This is a genomic window from Tsukamurella pseudospumae (assembly GCF_001575195.1).
Lineage (GTDB): Bacteria > Actinomycetota > Actinomycetes > Mycobacteriales > Mycobacteriaceae > Tsukamurella > Tsukamurella pseudospumae.
The window spans coordinates 79,286-94,939 of the sequence record NZ_LSRF01000058.1 but is presented as its reverse complement, the minus strand read 5'-3'; the positions used below and the strand labels follow the sequence as shown (position 1 = coordinate 94,939).

Genomic DNA, 15,654 nt, shown 5'->3' with positions numbered 1-15,654 from the left:
GGGTGTGGACGCGTCGCCGCGATGTCGTGAAGATCGCGTGAAGCCGGGGATCAGGGGGCGGGGAGGGTGAAGGCGAACACGGCGCCGCGCCCCTCGCCCTCGGATTCCACCCACATGTGGCCGTCGTGCGCGAGCACGATCGCGCGGCTGATGGTCAGGCCGACGCCGCTGCCTCCGTGGTCCCGGTCGCGCGCGATGTCGGTGCGGTAGAAGCGCTCGAAGATCGATTCGAGGTGGTGCGGCGCGATGCCGTCCCCGTTGTCGGCCACGCGGATCCGGACCCGGCGGTGGGGTGCGGCGTCCGCCCCGAGCTCGACGGTGCCCCCGGGGTCGCTGTGCCGCAGGGCGTTCGACAGCAGGTTGGCGAGCACCTGATCGAGGCGGTGGCGATCGGCGACGAGGGGGCGGCGAGCCGCCGGCGCGACCCGCACGCGCAGCTCCACGCCCCGGTCCGCGTAGCCGCGGCGGGCGGCCGCTGCGGCGGCCTCGAGCAGCTCCGGCACGTCGACGGCCGTCGGCCGCAGGTCCAGTGCGCCCTCCTCCGCGTGCGAGACCGACTGCAGGTCGTCGGTGAGCCGCGCGAGGCGCGTGGTCTGTGCACGGAGCACAGCGAGTGTCGCAGCGTCGGGTTCGACCACGCCGTCCTGGACGGCCTCCAGGTAGCCGTCGAGAACGCTGACGGGCGTGCGGATCTCGTGTGCGAGGTCGGTGAGCAGGCGCCGGCGCTCGCGGTCACTGTGCTCGAGACGCGCCGCCACCGAGCGATCGAGCCGCCTGGCCAGAACGCCGCTCACCGAGATCGACACCACGACGGCGCCGACGAAGCCGGTCAGCGCCGCGAGGACGTTGACCCGCTCCGCCGACTCCCGGCTGAGCACCAGCGGCCAGATCACGAAGTCGACGAGCGCGGTCACCGCCAGCGTCCCCAGCGCCACCGCCATGAGCAGCGGTCCGGGGCTGCGCGGCCGGATCATCCGGGACCCATCCGGTAGCCCACACCGCGGACGGTACGGACGAACCGCGGGTCGGCGGCATCGTCACCGAGCTTGCGGCGCACGCGGCCGACGTGGACGTCGACGAGCCGCTCGTCGCCGACCCAGCCCGTACCCCAGATCGATTCGATGAGCTGCGCCCGGCTGAAGGCCACGTTCGGGCTCCGCGCCAGGGTCGCGAGCACGTCGAACTCGGTGGCCGTCAGCTCCACGGCCTCATCGGCCACCCGGACCTCCCGGGCGATCGGATCGACGGTCAGCGCGCCGAACCGCCGGGCCGCGCCGGCACCGTCGGGCATGGTGCGCGGGCGGCGGAGCATGGCCCGGACCCTGGCCACGACCTCGCGCGGACTGAACGGTTTGACGAGGTAGTCGTCGGCGCCGACCGACAGGCCCACGATCCGGTCGAGCTCGTCGCCGCGCGCGGTGAGCATGATGACGTAGGCGTCGCTGAAGGAGCGCACGGCGCGGCACACCTCCAAGCCGTCGATGCGCGGTAGGCCGATGTCCAGCAGGATGACCGCGGGTTCGAGCTCGCGGGCGAGGGCCAGCCCCTGCTCACCGTCACCCGCGATCGTCACGTCGAATCCGTCCCGCACGAGGTACTCCCGGGTGAGCCGCGCGAGAGCGGGCTCGTCCTCGATCACCAGCACTCTGTGAAGGTCCATGCCGAACATTGTAATATGCGCATGTGACTATTCCTGATCCGCCGGTGGAGGCACCGTCGATCCTCGGAATGCTCGCGTGGGATCCGCCGGCGCTCCCGATCCTGCCGCTGGCCGCGATCGCGGCGGCCGCGCTGTACGTCGCGGGGGTCCGCACGCTGCGCCGGAAGGGCCGACGGTGGCCGGTCGCGCGCCTCGTGAGCTTCCTGCTCGGCTGCGCGGTCCTCGCCGGGGTGACCGGACTGCGGATCGAGGCCTACACCTGGCACCTGTTCAGCGCGTTCATGTTCCAGCAGCTCACGCTGTCGATCCTGGTCCCGCCGCTACTGATCGGGGGCGCCCCCGGGGTGCTGCTGCTCCGCGCGACGCCGCACCGCGGGCTCGGACGAGTGGTGCTCGGCGCGGCGCTGGGGCTCCTGCGCAGCCCTGCGCCGCGGATCCTGCTGCACTCGGCGTTCACCATCCCTCTGTTCCTGGTGAGCTACTACGGTGTCTATCTCGCCGGAGTGGTGGACGCGATCGGCGGGACCCGGGCCGGCCACACCGCGCTGCAGGTCTTCTTCCTCGGGGCGGGGCTGCTGTTCATCATCCCGATCCTGTCGATCGGCCCGCTGCCCGGCCGCGACTCGTGGCTCATGCGCTTCTTCGACATCTTCATCGAGATGCCGCTGCACGTGTTCATCGGCGTGATCCTCATGATGGCGACCACCCCCATGGTCGCCGCGTTCGCCGCACCGCCGACGTCGTGGGGGATCGACCCACTGCGCGACCAGTCCATCGCCGGTGCGCTCGCCTGGTCCTACGGCGAGCCCGTCGCGATGATCACGACCTGCCTGTTCGCCCTGCGCTGGCGCCGGGCCGAGCGGCGGGACGCCGAGCGGGCGGGGGCGGACCGTCGGGAAGCGGACGAGACGAACGCCTACAACGCCTACCTGCGCGAACTCGGCCGCGGCTGAGACCCGCTCGCCGACGGTAGCCTGGCCCCATGCGCCGCGCCCGCCTCATCGTGATCGGCGGCGCCGTGCTCTATTCGACGTGGCTGATCGCGTCGCTGCTCGGCTCGGAGCTCAGCCCGCTGACCTCGTTCGTCAGCGAGGTCGGGGCCTCGGGCCAGCCCTACGCGAAGCTCTTCCGTGCGACGGATCTCCTGGCCGGCACCGCCTTCGTCGTGGCCGGGGCCCTCGCGTGGCGCGCTGCACGCCCGGCGCCCTGGACGGCCCGAGGGGCGCTGATCGGCCTGCTCGTCCTGGGCGCCGCCACCATGTGCGACGCCCTGATGCCGCTGTCGTGCACCCCGACCGCGGACGCCGCGTGCGCCGCGCGCGAGGCGGCCGGCCTGGTGCCGTTCACGCACGTCGGGCACGCCGTCTCCTCCGGGATCGCGGGCTTCGGCGGCGTGGTCGCCGTCCTCGGCTGGGCACTGTGGCGCCGCGGATCCGGGTTCGACGGCGCCCGGCTCCCCCTGGGCGCCGGCCTCGCATTCCTCCTCGCGACGGCGTGGACGCTCGTCGCGATGCTCGAACCGGCGCTCTACCTGGGGTTGGCGCAGCGGGCGCAGATCCTCGCGCTCACGCTGTGGCTGGTGCTGGTGGCGCTGCCGCCTCGCGCTCGGCCGCGCTGATCACCGAGCCGAGCAGGCCGGGGTAGGCGCGCTCCACGTCGTCGGCCCGCAGCAGCTGCCGGGTGTGGGCGCCCACGTCCTCACGTCCGGTGATCCCGGCCTCGCGGAGCACCTTGAAGTGGTGGCTCGCCGTCGCCTTGGTCACGCCGTCGTAGAGGTCCGCGCACGCCATGGGGCCCCGCTCGCGGTGCAGGCGCCGGACCATCTCCAGGCGCACCGGATCCGCCAGCGCGCTGAGCACGGTGTGCAGCGAGGCGACCTCGATGCCGGAGGCGACTGTGACGTCGATCATGATTCTCGTTCCCTGAGATAATGGTTTGATCCTCGTCGAACCGGGTGTACTGTACGACATGGTTCGACGATCATCGAACTCAACCGTACACCGGAGGCGTCCCCGATGAGCATCACCGAGCAGATCGCACCACCGTCGACTCATGCGCACCCACAGCGCTGGGCCTTCGCTCTCCTGCTCACGCTGCTCGCGCTGGCCCTCGGAGTCTCGGGCCTCCCCTCCCCGCTGTACCCGCTCTACCAGGAGCAATGGCACCTGTCGGCGCTGTCGACCACGGTCGTGTTCGCGGTCTACGCCATCGGCGCACTCGGCGCGGCGCTCACCGTCGGGCCGATCTCCGACGCGATCGGCCGCAAGCCCGTACTACTGGTCGCGGTCGCGACGATCCTGCTCGGGCTGGTGCTGTTCCTCTTCGCGGGCGCCGAATGGCAGCTGATCCTGGCGCGGTTCCTGCACGGCGCGGCGATCGGCTCGATCACCGTGGTCGCCGGGGCCGCCCTCCTCGACGTCCGGCCGGACGACGGGGCCCGCAACGGCATGCTCTCCGGCGTCGCGCTCAACGTGGGCATCGCCGCGACCGCACTCGGCGCGGCGGCCGTGGCCCAGTACGCGCCGCACCCGCTGCGCACGCCGTTCGTGACGATGGGCGTCGTGGTGCTCGCGATCCTCCTCGGCGTCATCGCGCTGATCGAGCCGCACACCGGTCGCACCGGAGGCCGCGTGCGCCTGAGCCGGCCCAACGTGCCGGGCGAGATCGCCTCCGACTTCTGGTTCTCCGGCATCGGGATCATCACGGCGTGGTCGGTGCTCGGCGTCTTCCTCAGCCTGTACCCCGCTCTCGTGCAGCACGTCACGGGGCACCACTCGGTGATGTTCACCGGCGGCCTCGTCGCGGTGATGGCCCTCGCGTCCGCGATCTCGCAGTACATCGGTGGCCGCTACCCGGCGCGTCCCACCGCCGTCGTCGGCGACATCGGCCTGGCGATCTCCCTCGCGCTCGCGGTGTTCGCCGTGCGCGACGGCCACACCTGGCTCATCGTCGTCGACACCATCCTGCTCGGCGCCACCTTCGGCCTGGCCTTCGGTGGTTCGCTGCGGCACCTCGCCGCCGTCGCTCCGGCGCACGCCCGCGGCCAGGTGATGAGCGCGTACTACCTGCTCGGCTACCTCGCGATGGGCGTGCCGACGGTGATCGCCGGCTACCTCGCCACCACCTACAGCACCGCCACGATCTTCCCGTGGTTCGCGGCCGCCGTCGCCGGTGCCTGCCTTCTGGCCGCCGCCATCGGCGTCCGCGGCCGACGGTCCGCCGTGCTCACGTAGGCCGGGTCGAGATCGACGGCCGCACCGATCGGCGGCTGGCGGCTGGCGGCTGGCGGCTGGCGGCTGGCGGCTGGCGGACCATGGGATCGGGTTCGATGGGCGGGAGGACGAACGCGGGGACTCGACGATCCGCTGACTCTCGGATTCTGACCGACATGGACACGCTCCCGAACCGTCGTGCGCCGCACGGGATCTAGCGCCATATGGGGGATCGACGCCTCATGGGGGACACGGCGCCGCGCGGGGGACGGCCGAGCCCCCACCGAACGACTGGCGTGCGATAGGGGTACGAACGCCCGGCGCTCCTTTCGGCGCCGCGCGGGGGACAACGGCGCCGCGTGGGGGACGACGCTTCCCTCGCGAAACGCCGGGCGTCCGATGGGGGTACGAACGCCCGACGCTCCTCTCGGCGCCGCGCGGGGGACGAAACATCGAACTGCGTGATCCCGCCCGTGCCGACCCACCGGCGCTGTCCATCTCGGTCAGGATCCGAGAGTCGCGAGATCGGCTGCGTCCCTCTGTCGTCGGCGCAGAGCGCACGAAGCCATCGCGTGGGTCGCGGGAGACCACCGACACCGGCCTCGCGACCGCAGTCCGCCGCCGGCGGAGTCCGTGGATCAGCCTCCGGGCGTACTCGTCCCGGGCTCACCGGTGGAGGGCACCGTCGACGACGGGGAGGGTGCGGCGGACGAGGTCGGGGCGAGCGGGACACCGTCACCGTCGACGGGCACGGCGCTCCCGGCGACCCAGGTGGACCACGGGACGGACCAGTCGCCGTTCTGCCACTGCTCGAGCGCGGGCCCGCCGGTGTTGCGGACCTCCACCACGTCACCCGGCTGTGAGAGCCCGAAGAACCACTGCGCGTTGGCCGGGCTCAGGTTGAGGCAGCCGTGCGACTGGTTGCTCACGCCCTGCGCCCAGATGTTGTCGAGCGCGTGCAGGTAGATGCCGTCGTTACTGATGCGGGTGGCCCAGCCGATGGTCTGCTTGTAGCCCAGCCGCGAATTGATCGGCAGGCCGTAGGTCGACGAGTCCATGATCACGGGATTCGCCTTGTCCAGCACCGTGTAGACGCCGCGCTGCGTCCAGAAGTGGAAGGTCTTGCCGTTGATCACCTGCTCGCCGCCCTGCCCCATCGACGTGGGCATCGACCGGACCATCTGACCGTTCACGAAGACCTGCACCTGCTTGGTGGTGTCGTCGGCGATGGACACGTGCGACTCACCGATGGTGAACGAGACGGAGACGTCCTTCTCACCCCAGAGCCCGGGGCTGACCTCCTTGCCGAACACGCCCGCCTCGATCGACACCTTCGTGCCGGACGGGTAGTAGACCTTCGGCCGCCACGCGACGGTCTTGTCGGTCGTCCACATCCACGCACCCGGCACCGACGGGGTCGTCGTGACCTTGAGCAGCTTCTGCGCCATCGCGCGGTCCTTGATCGGCTCGTCGAAGTGGACGACCGCGACCTGCCCCACGCCGTAGACGGCACCGTCGTTGAGCGACATCCCGCCCGTGTTCTCGAAGTAGGGCTGGGTCTTGTTCGTCTCGTCGACCTTCACCGTGGAGAAGGTGGCGCGCTTCTCGCGCGGCTGGCCGAGCGTCTCGTACTTCGCGACGAGCGTGTACACGCCGTTGTAGGCGAGCGGCTTCGTGGGCTTCCACGAGAGCAGGTCCGTCGAGAGCTCACCGTCGACCGCGACGCCCTTGTCGTCGGTCAGCGTGACCGAGCCCAGTTTCGCCTTGGCGATCGACACCGTGACCGGGGCGATCGGACTGACGGCCTGCGCACCGTCGGCCGGGTTGACCGTGACCTCCGCCGGATCCGGGGGCGGGCCGGACGGGCCCGCGCTGGCACCCGAGCCTCCCGTATCGCCGATCGTGCAGCCCGCGACCACCACGGGCACCGCGGCCGCGGCACCGATCAGTACCGCGCGCCGGCCGACACGCTCGTTGAACATGCTCACTGAGTTCCCCTCGCCACTTGCCCGCAGTCTAGCGATCGGAAGTGACATCGCCGTTCGGGTAGCACTCGCGGTGCACCGCGTCGGACAGGGGCCGACGCTGCCGCCACCCGAATCGCTCCAGGTCGGGAGCGGTCTGGAGCTGGGTGACGGGTCCCACGCAGAGCCATGCGACGACGTGCACGTGTTCCGGCACGCCGACCAGTTCCCGCAGGAAGGGCTCGCGGTAGAAGGACACCCAGCCCACGCCGATGCCCTCCGCCGTCGCGGCCAACCACAGGTTCTGGATGGCCAGCGCCACCGACAGGTGCCCGGTCTCGTCGATCGTGTGCCGGCCCAGGATGTGCGTGCCGCCGCGGGTCGGGTCGTAGGTGACCACGACGCCGGTCCGCGAGGACTCGATCCCCTCGATCGAGATGGGATTGAAGGTGTCCTTCCGGTCCGCGGGCAGGGAGCGCGCGAAGTCCTCGCGGCAGTCGCCGACGTGCCCCGCGAACCGGGCGAGCGTGCCCGGGTCCTGCACCACGACGAAGTCCCAGGGCTGCGTGTTGCCGACGCTCGGCGCGCTGTGCGCGGCGCTGAGGATGCGCAGTAGGCGGTCGTCGTCGATGACCTCGCCCGCGAACTCGTTGCGCACGTCGCGACGGCGCAGGATCGCCTCGAAGACGTCCATCAGGCGTCGCCCGGACCGGACCGCGCGCCCGCCGGGCCGGGCCCGGCGGCACCGTCGGCGACGGTGGCCAGGGCCCCGAGGGACGGACCGGTGAGCCGCTGCGTCGTCCACTCGTCCATGGGCACGGCCCCGATGGACCGGTAGAAGCCGATGGCCGGCGCGTTCCAGTCGAGGACGGTCCACTCGAGCCGCTCGTAGCCGTTGTCCCGGCACTCCTGCGCGAGCGTCGCCAGCAGCTGCTTGCCGTGCCCGCCACCGCGCACGCCGGGGCGCACGTACAGGTCCTCGAGCCAGATGCCGTGCGTGCCGGTCCAGGTGGAGAAGGTGCGGAAGTACACGGCCATGCCGACGACCGTCTCGGTGCCGTCGGCGCCGACCTCGGCGGCGATACGGGCGAAGACCGCCGGCGCGGGTCCGAACAACGCGGCCTGCAGCTGCTCGGCGGTCGCGACCGCGGCGTCGGGCTCCTTCTCGTACGCGGCGAGCTCGGCGATCATGGTGAGGATCTCCGGCACGTCCGCCGGTGTCGCGGGCCGGATCACGAGGCGCCGCCCGATGCCGCTCCACCGGCGGCAGCGGCCTGCGCCGCGATCGCGGGCATCAGGCACTCCCGGACCACCCGACCGGCGGTGTAGGGGTCGTCGAAGCTGATCAGGCCGTCCGGCGCCAGCAGGACCGAGTGCCCGACCCGCGCGAAGATCTCCGCGATCGGTTTGGCGTCGAACTCGGGCAGCTCTCCCTTGGCCTGGAAGCCCTCGATGATGTGCGCGGCGAACTCGCGGCCGATCTCGATGAGCATGCCGCCGCCCTGCGCGATCATCGGCAGGCCGACCACGACGTTGCCGTCGCCGATGCCCCGGATCAGGGGCCGACGGTGCGCCTCCCGCAGGAACGCGACGAACCCCTCCGTCAGCGCCTCCTCGACGGTGCCCAAGCCCGTGACCTGCTGTTCGACAGCGCTGAGCAGTTGCTCGGCCTCGTACCGGATGGCCTGCTGGACGAGGTTGTCCTTGCGGTTGAAGCGGCGGTAGACGGTGGCCACGCCGATGCCGGCGAGATTCGCGACGTTCTCCATCGTCGTACGCGAAATACCGACGCTACCGATGCTGGACACCGCCGCAGACAGGATGCTCTGCGCGGTCTGATCGTTTCTGCCGGGACTCACAGCAGCCGATTCTATGCGGTGCGTCGGTTCCGGGGGTTCCCACTAACGGTCCGCGGCATCGATCTTCTATTATTACAAGTGGCGCTCGTAGAAATAGCCCCGGAGAGCCGGGCGTCGGAACCGAGAGGAGCATGGAGCGATGAGCGAAGGCCGGAGCAAGCCGAACGTGCTGCAATTCATTCCGTACGCCTACGGCCGCACGGTCCTGCCCCCGTCGATGCACCCGTGGGTCGCCAACGACCTCGCCGGGCCCGGCGCCGCGATGCGCACCGTCGTGCGGTTCGCGATCCCCTGCTTCCTGATCCTCGTCCCGTTCTGGTTCATCGACACGTCGGTGCTCAACCGGATGACCATGACGCTGCCGATCTTCATCCCGTTCGTCTACTTCTCGATCGCACTGAACAAGATCTACCGGCGCGGGCGGCTGCGGCATCACGGCCTCGACCCCGAGCTCGTCGACGTGATCGCGCGGGAGAAGGAAGCGGACGTGCACGCCGACTACCGGGCCAAGTACGGCCCGCGCGACGACGACTGACGCACCCGCGCCCGGGCGCACGAGTCACCGGGAGGCGCCGTACCCGCCGTGATACGTGACGCACGTCCTACTATCGGGTCCATGGCGCTCACCGACCTCCTCCACACGCTCTCCCAGAAGATCCCTACTCCGCTCGTCGCGGGCGGCGCGAAGCTGCTGTTCGGGCTGCCCGTGTCCGTCAAGCAGCGGCTCGGGACCCCGCAGACCGTCGAGGGCAACGAACTCGGCATCGACTCGCAGATCACGCTCCTGCTGCTGGGCCTGCAGGGCGTCGACGGGCTGTCCGGCGCCCGCGACGTCGCCTTCTCCCGCGTATCGCTGAACAAGCTCGGCCAGGCCGTCGGCACCGGTGCCGGTCCGACGGTCGGTGCCCGGGGCCTCATGGTCGACGGTGCCGCCGGCCCGCTCCCGGCGCGGCTCTACACGCCCGCGGGGCTGGAGGCCGGGTCTCCGCTGGTGGTCTTCTTCCACGGCGGCGGTTTCGTGCTCGGCGACCTGGACTCGCACGACGCGCCCTGCCGGTACATCGCCGACCGTGCGCGTGTGCGCGTGCTGTCGGTCGACTACCGGCTCGCGCCGGAGGCGATCTTCCCCGCGGCCGCCGACGACGCCGTCGCGGCGACGAAGTGGGCCCTGGAGCACGCCGACCAGCTCGGCGCCGACCCCGCGCGGGTCGCCGTGTCCGGCGACAGCGCGGGCGGCAACCTGGCCGCGGTCGCGGCCCGCGAGCTCTCGCTCGAGGGCGGCGCACAGCCCGCCTTCTCGCTGCTGTTCTACCCCGTGACGGGTGCCGATCCGGGGAACCGCAGCCGCGACACCTTCGCCGAGGGCTACTTCCTCACCAAGGCCGACATCGAGTGGTTCCGGCAGATCTACACGCCGGAGCCCGGCCAGGACACGGACCCCAAGTTCGACGTGCGGCACGCCGACAGTCTCGGCGGCATCGGGCGGACCCACGTCGTGGTGGCCGGTTTCGACCCACTGCGCGACGAGGGCGCCGCCTACGCGCAGCGCCTCCGGGACGCCGGAGTGGACGCCACCACGCAGTTGGCACCCGGCTCGCTGCACGGATTCATCAACTCGGTGGGCGTGAGCGCCGACGCCCGCGTCGAGGTCGACGCCGCTCTCGACGTGCTGCGCGATGGCCTTGCAAAACGGTCGTGACAACCGGCCGTGAGCTGCTGCGGATCGACACGACGCAGCGCATCGCAGGAAAGGTGGCACGCGTACGCGTACACCACGTATCGTAGGTTCTGCGGCCGCCATATGACGTCTCCCCCCACGTCGGTGGCTGCGTGATTGAGCCTTGATACCGGTTCCCCCTCCTCCCCCCATTCCGGGAGCCGGTATCAAGGCCTTTCGCGTATTCGGGGGCATCTGCGGATACTGGAGTGGTGACCGACCTCTCCACCCCCGCCCCACCCGCCTCCGCCGCCCCGGAGCCGGGCGGTGTGCAGCGCACCTTCCTCGAGGTCAACGGCATGACCTGCGCCGCGTGCGTCGGGCGGGTCGAGCGCAAGCTCGCCAAGGTCGACGGGGTGCGCGCCGTCGTCAACCTCGCGACGCGGACGGCCACCGTCGAGCATCCGGCCGAGGTCACCGTGCGGCAGCTCACGGACACCGTCGAGGCCGCCGGCTACAGCGCGACCCCGAAGTCGCCCAACCCGCGCCGCGCGATCCTCGCCGAGGAGCGCGAGCGGCGCGACGTGCTGCGCCGGCTGATCGTCTCGCTGGTGCTGTTCGTGCCCGCCGCGGACCTGTCGATCGTGCTCGCGACCATCCCTTCCACGCGGTTCACGGGATGGCAGTGGGTGCTGCTCGCGCTGAGCCTGCCGGTCGTGACGTGGGGCGCCTGGCCGCTGCACAAGCGGGCCCTCCAGGGCGCGCGGCACGGTGCCGCGACCATGGACACGCTGGTGTCGGTCGGTATCACCGCGGCCACCGCATGGTCGGTGGTCACCGTGCTCACCCCGGGGCGGCAGCGCCCCGACCCGCACGGCTTCTGGAACGCCGTGCTCCAGTCCGACCCGATCTACCTCGAGGTCGCGATGGGCGTCACGGTCTTCGTGCTGGCCGGCCGCTACTTCGAGGCGTCGGCGCGCGCGAAGGCCGCATCCGCGCTGCGCGAGCTCGCCACGCGCGGCGCCCGCGAGGTGTCGGTACTGGTCCGCGACGGCTCCGAGCTGCGCATCCCCGTCGGGGAACTGCGCGAGGAGCAGCTGTTCGTCGTGCGCCCGGGCGAGACGATCGCGACGGACGGCACCGTCGAGTCCGGGTCGGCGTTCATCGACAACTCGGCGATGACGGGCGAGTCCCGGCCCGTTCCCGCCGGGCCCGGCGACCGGGTCGTGGGCGGCACCGTCTGTCAGGACGGCCGCCTGACGGTCCGCGCCACAGCCGTCGGCGAGGACACCACCTTCGCGGCGATGCTGCGGCTCGTCGAGGACGCGCAGGCCACCAAAGCGCGGATGCAGCGCCTCGCCGACCGCGTGTCCGCCGTCTTCGTTCCCTGCGTCTTCGCCATCGCGACGCTCACCTTCGTGGGATGGCTGATCGGGAGCGGGTCCATCGATCACGCGGTGAAGGCCGCGATCGCCGTGTTGGTGATCGCCTGCCCGTGCGCGCTCGGGCTCGCGACGCCGGTCGCGTTCATGGTCGCGTCGGGTCGGGGCGCGCAGCTCGGCGTGTACGTCCGCGGCCACCGGGCCCTGGAGGCCACCGAGACCGTCGACACCGTCGTCTTCGACAAGACGGGCACCGTCACCACCGGCGTGCTCTCGGTCGCCGTGGTGAGCGTCGCGCCGGGGTTCACCGAGGACGCGGTGCTGCGGCTGGCCGGGGCGGTCGAGAACGCGTCCGAGCACGCCGTCGCGCGCGCCGTCGTGGCGCGGGCGGGCGCCGACCTGCCCGCCGTGGAGGACTTCCGGGCCGTGCCCGGGCTCGGGGCCTCGGGCGTCGTCGGGGGTGCGACGGTACGCGTCGGATCGCCCCGCTTCGTCGCGCCCGGAGCGCTCGGCGGGGCCGTCGCCGCCGCGGCCGAGTCCGGGCGCACCGTCGCCGTCGTGGAGGTCGACGGTGCCGTCGCCGCCGTCCTCGAGGTGGCCGACACGATCAAGCCGGACGCCGCTGCCGCCATCGCGCGGCTGCACGCGGCCGGGATCCGGACCGTCCTGCTCACCGGCGACAACGCCGCCGCCGCCGCGAAGGTGGCAGCGCTCGTCGGGATCGACGACGTGCGCGCCGACGTGCTGCCGGACGGGAAGGTCGCAGCCGTCCGGGAGCTACAGGCGTCGGGCCGGAAGGTCGCGATGGTGGGCGACGGCGTGAACGACGGCCCCGCCCTGGCCGCCGCGGACCTGGGCCTGGCGATGGGCACCGGCACCGACGTGGCGCAGAGCGCCGCCGATGTCGTCCTCATGCGCGAGGAGCTGTCGGCGGTGCCCGACGCGCTGGGCCTGGCCCGCGCGACCCTGAAGACCATCAAGACGAACCTCGTGTGGGCCTTCGGCTACAACGTGGCCGCGATCCCGGTCGCCGTCGCGGGCCTGCTCAACCCTCTCGTCGGCGCCGCCGCGATGGCTTTCAGCTCGTTCTTCGTGGTGTGGAACAGCCTGCGCCTGCGGAAGTTCGGCACGCGGCCGTAGTCGGCGCCGGGCACGCGGAACGACGAGCCGCTGACGGCGGACGAGCGAGCGGCCTGGCGCTGACGCGAGCTGGAGCGATGACCGATCGGAAAGCCATGCGCGGCACGCATGGCTCTCGAAATGACATCACCAGGCCAGCGCAGGAGCTTTCGGGGCGGGCGTAGCTCAGAGCAGCTCGGGCTCGGAGTCCTCGTCGCGGTTGCGCCAGGCCCAGTGCAGCACCAGCCCGAGCGTCACGAGCGCGATGGCCGCCTCGTCGGTCGCCCAGGCCACGACGCCGCCCACGAACTGGTCGCGATGCAGATCCGTCATCCACGGGAAGTCGAGGTACAGGTACAGCCGCGAGCCGACCAGCCCGTCCATCGTCATGACGATGAGGGCGAACACCATGGTGATCGGCATCATCGCCAGCAGCATGCCGATCCGGCCGATGAAGGGCAGCTCGGTCGGTACCGGATCGATCTGGAAGACCCGCCAGTAGAACAGGAAGCCGGTGAAGAGCAACGCGGCGTAGATGGCCAGATGACCCCAGTGGTAGCGGCCGATGGTGTCGAACAGCGGCGTGAAGTACAGGCCGTAGAGCACGAACGCGAACAGCGCGAGCTGCACGACCGGCCGCATCAGCACCGCGAAGGACCGGGAGTCGAGCAGCATGGCCAGCCACCGGGCCGGGGCGCCGCGCAGCGTGTCGCGCAGCAGCGTCACGGGGGCGCCCAGCAGGAGGAACACCGGGACGATCGAGGTCATCAGCATGTGCACCACCATGTGCACGCTGAACATCGCGTTCGAGTAGGTGCGCAGCCCGGAGCCGGTCAGGGTGAGCAGCGCGACGCAGCCCAGCAGGAACAGCACGGTGCGGTACCACGGCCAGTTCGCCGTCCGCCGGACCAGGATCAGGTAGCCGACGGCGAGGGCGATCGCGAACGGGGCCAGGTTCAGGTCGGGACGCCAGTTCCCGAGGAAGGCCATCGCACTCGGCGGGTCCGGCAGGTTGTAGCCGAGGAAGTTCTCGCCCACCGTGGGCCGGCTGCGCAGGAAGGGCGGCGGGGTCAGCTCGGACGCCGCGATCGCGGTGCCGAACGCGGCCGTCAGCAGCGCCGCCGCAGCGGGTAGGGCGCGCAGCCAGTGCGCCGCGCCCGCCGCCACGAGGAGCACGCCGGTGGCCAGCAGCAGCTGCCCGTACCAGGTGACCCAGAGGTCGGAGCCGGGCGCCATGATCAGCGCGATCACCGCGCCGTTGACGAGCGCGAGCGCGGCGAACAGCGGACCGATCCAGCGCCGCTCAGACCGCGCCGGCAGCCGCACCGCCGACCACAGCCCACCGAGCCACAGCGCCGCGACGACGGCGAGGGTGGTCAGGGCCGCGGTGGAGTAGTCGTGGTTCCAGTTCTGCGCCTCGTTGGCGGTGACGATCGTGGCCAGCAGGCCCACCACAGCGGGCAGCAGGATCCACAGGTGCGCGACCCAGGTGTACGCGGTGCGCAGCGCCACGGACACGGCCACCGCGCAGACCAGCGAGACGATCCAGCCCTTCGCCGTGTCCGACGCCGAGATCAGCACGCCGAGACCGCCGACCCGGTACGTGGCCACGAGGTCCTGGGCTGCACTCTCCGCGGCCGCGAGGAAGACCATCGGGACCGAGACGACGGCCCAGGCGGCGGCGTACCGTCGGGCCTGCAGTTGCGTGAGGTACCCGCGCAGGCCGAGCTCGCCCGAGTCGAGGGCCCGCGTACGGAACACGGCGTAGCCGATCGAGCCGAAGGTCAGGGCCGCGGCGACGGTGCCGACCAGCCGGCCCACGGCCGCCCCGTACGCGGTGAGCGCGCCCGGGTAGGCGTTGCCGTTGACGAGGTAGCGCAGCTCGCCCTCGCTCGCGACGAGCCAGAGCACCACCGCGAGGGCGGCGGCCGAACCGATCAAGAGTGCGGCGATCCCGCCGCGGGGCGCCGCGACCGGGCGCTGCTGCTCCGCCTCCGCAGCGGCTCCCGACTGCTCCTGCGCCACCGCCGACAAGCTACTTCGCGTCCTTGATCTTCTTCACGGACTTGTCGAAGAACGAATCGAACTCACCGCGATCGGGATCGCCGCCGAGCTTGGTGCCCTGCACCGCGACGGTGTAGCCGCGCAGCGAGGCCACGCCGACCAGCACCTTCTGGTGGATCGGGAAGGAATCGGTGCCCTTGGTACGGGTGCCGTCGAGAGCGATCTCGAAGGTGGCCTTCTGCGTGTCCGAGGCCACCTCCTTGGTGATGGCGCGGGCCTTGATCGTGCCGCCGCGCGGGTCGCCCGTCTCGATGGTCACGTCGGAGCAGGTCTTGAGCAGGCCGACCTTGAGCGTGTCGACGTCGACGTCCTTGGCCACCAGTGACGCGCTGAGGCTCTTGCGGTCCTTGTCGTTCACGCCGGCGATCGTGTTGGCGTCGCCCTCGGAGCTCTTCAGCGCGGACAGCAGGTTCTTGCACTCCGGCGGGTTCACCTTCGCCGACGACGCGAGGGTCAACGGGTCGGCGCCCAGCTCGTTCGCCAGCCGCTGCTGCGGTGCGGGCACGATGATGTAGCCGCCGGGGAAGTCACTGGAGTTCGCCAGCAGGTCGGACGCCGGCGCGGTGGGCTTGGCGGTGGTGTCGGGATCGGCATGGGCGATGCCCCCGGACAGGCCCACGACCAGTGCGGTCGCGGCGGTCAGGGTGGCGGCGCGACGCAGGCCCGCTCGCTTGAGGTCAGTCTTCGCGTTCATCTTCCACTTATCTCCGGTCCCGAAACCTTCGTTACGCAGGTCG

Annotated in this window: 15 protein-coding genes; 6 read left to right on the top strand and 9 right to left on the bottom strand. The window is 71.5% G+C overall.

Annotated features, from left to right (window positions below):
• Positions 1 to 50: 50 nt before the first annotated feature.
• Both AXK60_RS18910 and AXK60_RS18905 read right to left on the bottom strand, forming a co-directional pair.
• Positions 51 to 974 (bottom strand): sensor histidine kinase, encoded by a 924-nt coding sequence (locus AXK60_RS18910; protein ID WP_068573551.1) that lies wholly within the window; start codon positions 972 to 974, stop codon positions 51 to 53.
• On the bottom strand, positions 971 to 1,660 hold the full coding sequence (locus tag AXK60_RS18905) for a response regulator transcription factor (RefSeq protein WP_175400074.1): 690 nt from the start codon (positions 1,658 to 1,660) through the stop codon (positions 971 to 973). The genes AXK60_RS18910 and AXK60_RS18905 overlap by 4 nt, the downstream gene beginning before the upstream one ends.
• Positions 1,661 to 1,728: 68 nt before the next feature.
• Here AXK60_RS18905 and AXK60_RS18900 point away from each other — a divergent pair, with 68 nt between their 5' ends.
• Together AXK60_RS18900 and AXK60_RS18895 are read left to right on the top strand one after the other, a co-directional pair.
• The gene (locus tag AXK60_RS18900; protein WP_082778245.1) at positions 1,729 to 2,613 is read left to right on the top strand and encodes a cytochrome c oxidase assembly protein; all 885 of its coding nucleotides are present in this window, start codon (positions 1,729 to 1,731) and stop codon (positions 2,611 to 2,613) included.
• 29 nt (positions 2,614 to 2,642) lie between these two features.
• Positions 2,643 to 3,278, top strand: coding sequence for a DUF998 domain-containing protein (locus AXK60_RS18895; protein ID WP_068573549.1), 636 nt, complete (start codon positions 2,643 to 2,645; stop codon positions 3,276 to 3,278).
• Here the strand turns inward: AXK60_RS18895 and AXK60_RS18890 are convergent.
• Positions 3,226 to 3,570 (bottom strand): ArsR/SmtB family transcription factor, encoded by a 345-nt coding sequence (locus tag AXK60_RS18890; RefSeq protein ID WP_068573548.1) that lies wholly within the window; start codon positions 3,568 to 3,570, stop codon positions 3,226 to 3,228. The genes AXK60_RS18895 and AXK60_RS18890 overlap by 53 nt on opposite strands.
• 105 nt (positions 3,571 to 3,675) lie before the next feature.
• Between AXK60_RS18890 and AXK60_RS18885 the strand changes: the two genes are divergently transcribed.
• Positions 3,676 to 4,893, top strand: a complete 1,218-nt coding sequence (locus tag AXK60_RS18885; protein WP_068573547.1) for an MFS transporter — start codon at positions 3,676 to 3,678, stop codon at positions 4,891 to 4,893.
• 617 nt (positions 4,894 to 5,510) lie between these two features.
• On the opposite strand, the gene AXK60_RS18880 is transcribed toward AXK60_RS18885, so the two are convergent.
• The 4 genes from AXK60_RS18880 to AXK60_RS18865 are packed head-to-tail and all read right to left on the bottom strand — an operon-like array spanning position 5,511 to position 8,695.
• Positions 5,511 to 6,854 carry a L,D-transpeptidase gene (locus AXK60_RS18880; RefSeq protein WP_068575228.1) on the bottom strand — a complete coding sequence of 448 codons (1,344 nt, stop codon included), beginning with the start codon at positions 6,852 to 6,854 and terminating at the stop codon, positions 5,511 to 5,513.
• Positions 6,855 to 6,888: 34 nt separating this feature from the next.
• Positions 6,889 to 7,530 (bottom strand): 5,6-dimethylbenzimidazole synthase, encoded by a 642-nt coding sequence (gene bluB / locus AXK60_RS18875; RefSeq protein WP_068573546.1) that lies wholly within the window; start codon positions 7,528 to 7,530, stop codon positions 6,889 to 6,891.
• Entirely contained in the window at positions 7,530 to 8,072 is a 543-nt protein-coding gene (locus AXK60_RS18870; RefSeq protein WP_068573545.1) for a GNAT family N-acetyltransferase, read from the bottom strand. The genes bluB and AXK60_RS18870 overlap by 1 nt, the downstream gene beginning before the upstream one ends.
• Positions 8,069 to 8,695 carry a TetR/AcrR family transcriptional regulator gene (locus AXK60_RS18865; RefSeq protein WP_175400073.1) on the bottom strand — a complete coding sequence of 209 codons (627 nt, stop codon included), beginning with the start codon at positions 8,693 to 8,695 and terminating at the stop codon, positions 8,069 to 8,071. The genes AXK60_RS18870 and AXK60_RS18865 overlap by 4 nt, the downstream gene beginning before the upstream one ends.
• A gap of 139 nt (positions 8,696 to 8,834) precedes the next feature.
• Between AXK60_RS18865 and AXK60_RS18860 the strand changes: the two genes are divergently transcribed.
• The 3 genes from AXK60_RS18860 to AXK60_RS18850 all read left to right on the top strand — a co-directional run bounded on the left by AXK60_RS18860 (position 8,835) and on the right by AXK60_RS18850 (position 12,874).
• Positions 8,835 to 9,230, top strand: a complete 396-nt coding sequence (locus AXK60_RS18860; protein ID WP_068573543.1) for a DUF5313 domain-containing protein — start codon at positions 8,835 to 8,837, stop codon at positions 9,228 to 9,230.
• Positions 9,231 to 9,311: 81 nt separating this feature from the next.
• Positions 9,312 to 10,394 (top strand): alpha/beta hydrolase, encoded by a 1,083-nt coding sequence (locus tag AXK60_RS18855; protein WP_068573542.1) that lies wholly within the window; start codon positions 9,312 to 9,314, stop codon positions 10,392 to 10,394.
• 230 nt (positions 10,395 to 10,624) lie between these two features.
• On the top strand, positions 10,625 to 12,874 hold the full coding sequence (locus AXK60_RS18850; RefSeq protein WP_068575227.1) for a heavy metal translocating P-type ATPase: 2,250 nt from the start codon (positions 10,625 to 10,627) through the stop codon (positions 12,872 to 12,874).
• 165 nt (positions 12,875 to 13,039) lie between these two features.
• Here the strand turns inward: AXK60_RS18850 and AXK60_RS18845 are convergent, their stop codons facing one another.
• Both AXK60_RS18845 and AXK60_RS18840 read right to left on the bottom strand, forming a co-directional pair.
• The gene (locus AXK60_RS18845) at positions 13,040 to 14,878 is read right to left on the bottom strand and encodes a cytochrome c oxidase assembly protein (RefSeq protein ID WP_139058043.1); all 1,839 of its coding nucleotides are present in this window, start codon (positions 14,876 to 14,878) and stop codon (positions 13,040 to 13,042) included.
• A 10-nt stretch (positions 14,879 to 14,888) separates the two neighbouring features.
• Positions 14,889 to 15,611 carry a hypothetical protein gene (locus AXK60_RS18840; RefSeq protein WP_139058042.1) on the bottom strand — a complete coding sequence of 241 codons (723 nt, stop codon included), beginning with the start codon at positions 15,609 to 15,611 and terminating at the stop codon, positions 14,889 to 14,891.
• Positions 15,612 to 15,654: the final 43 nt, after the last annotated feature.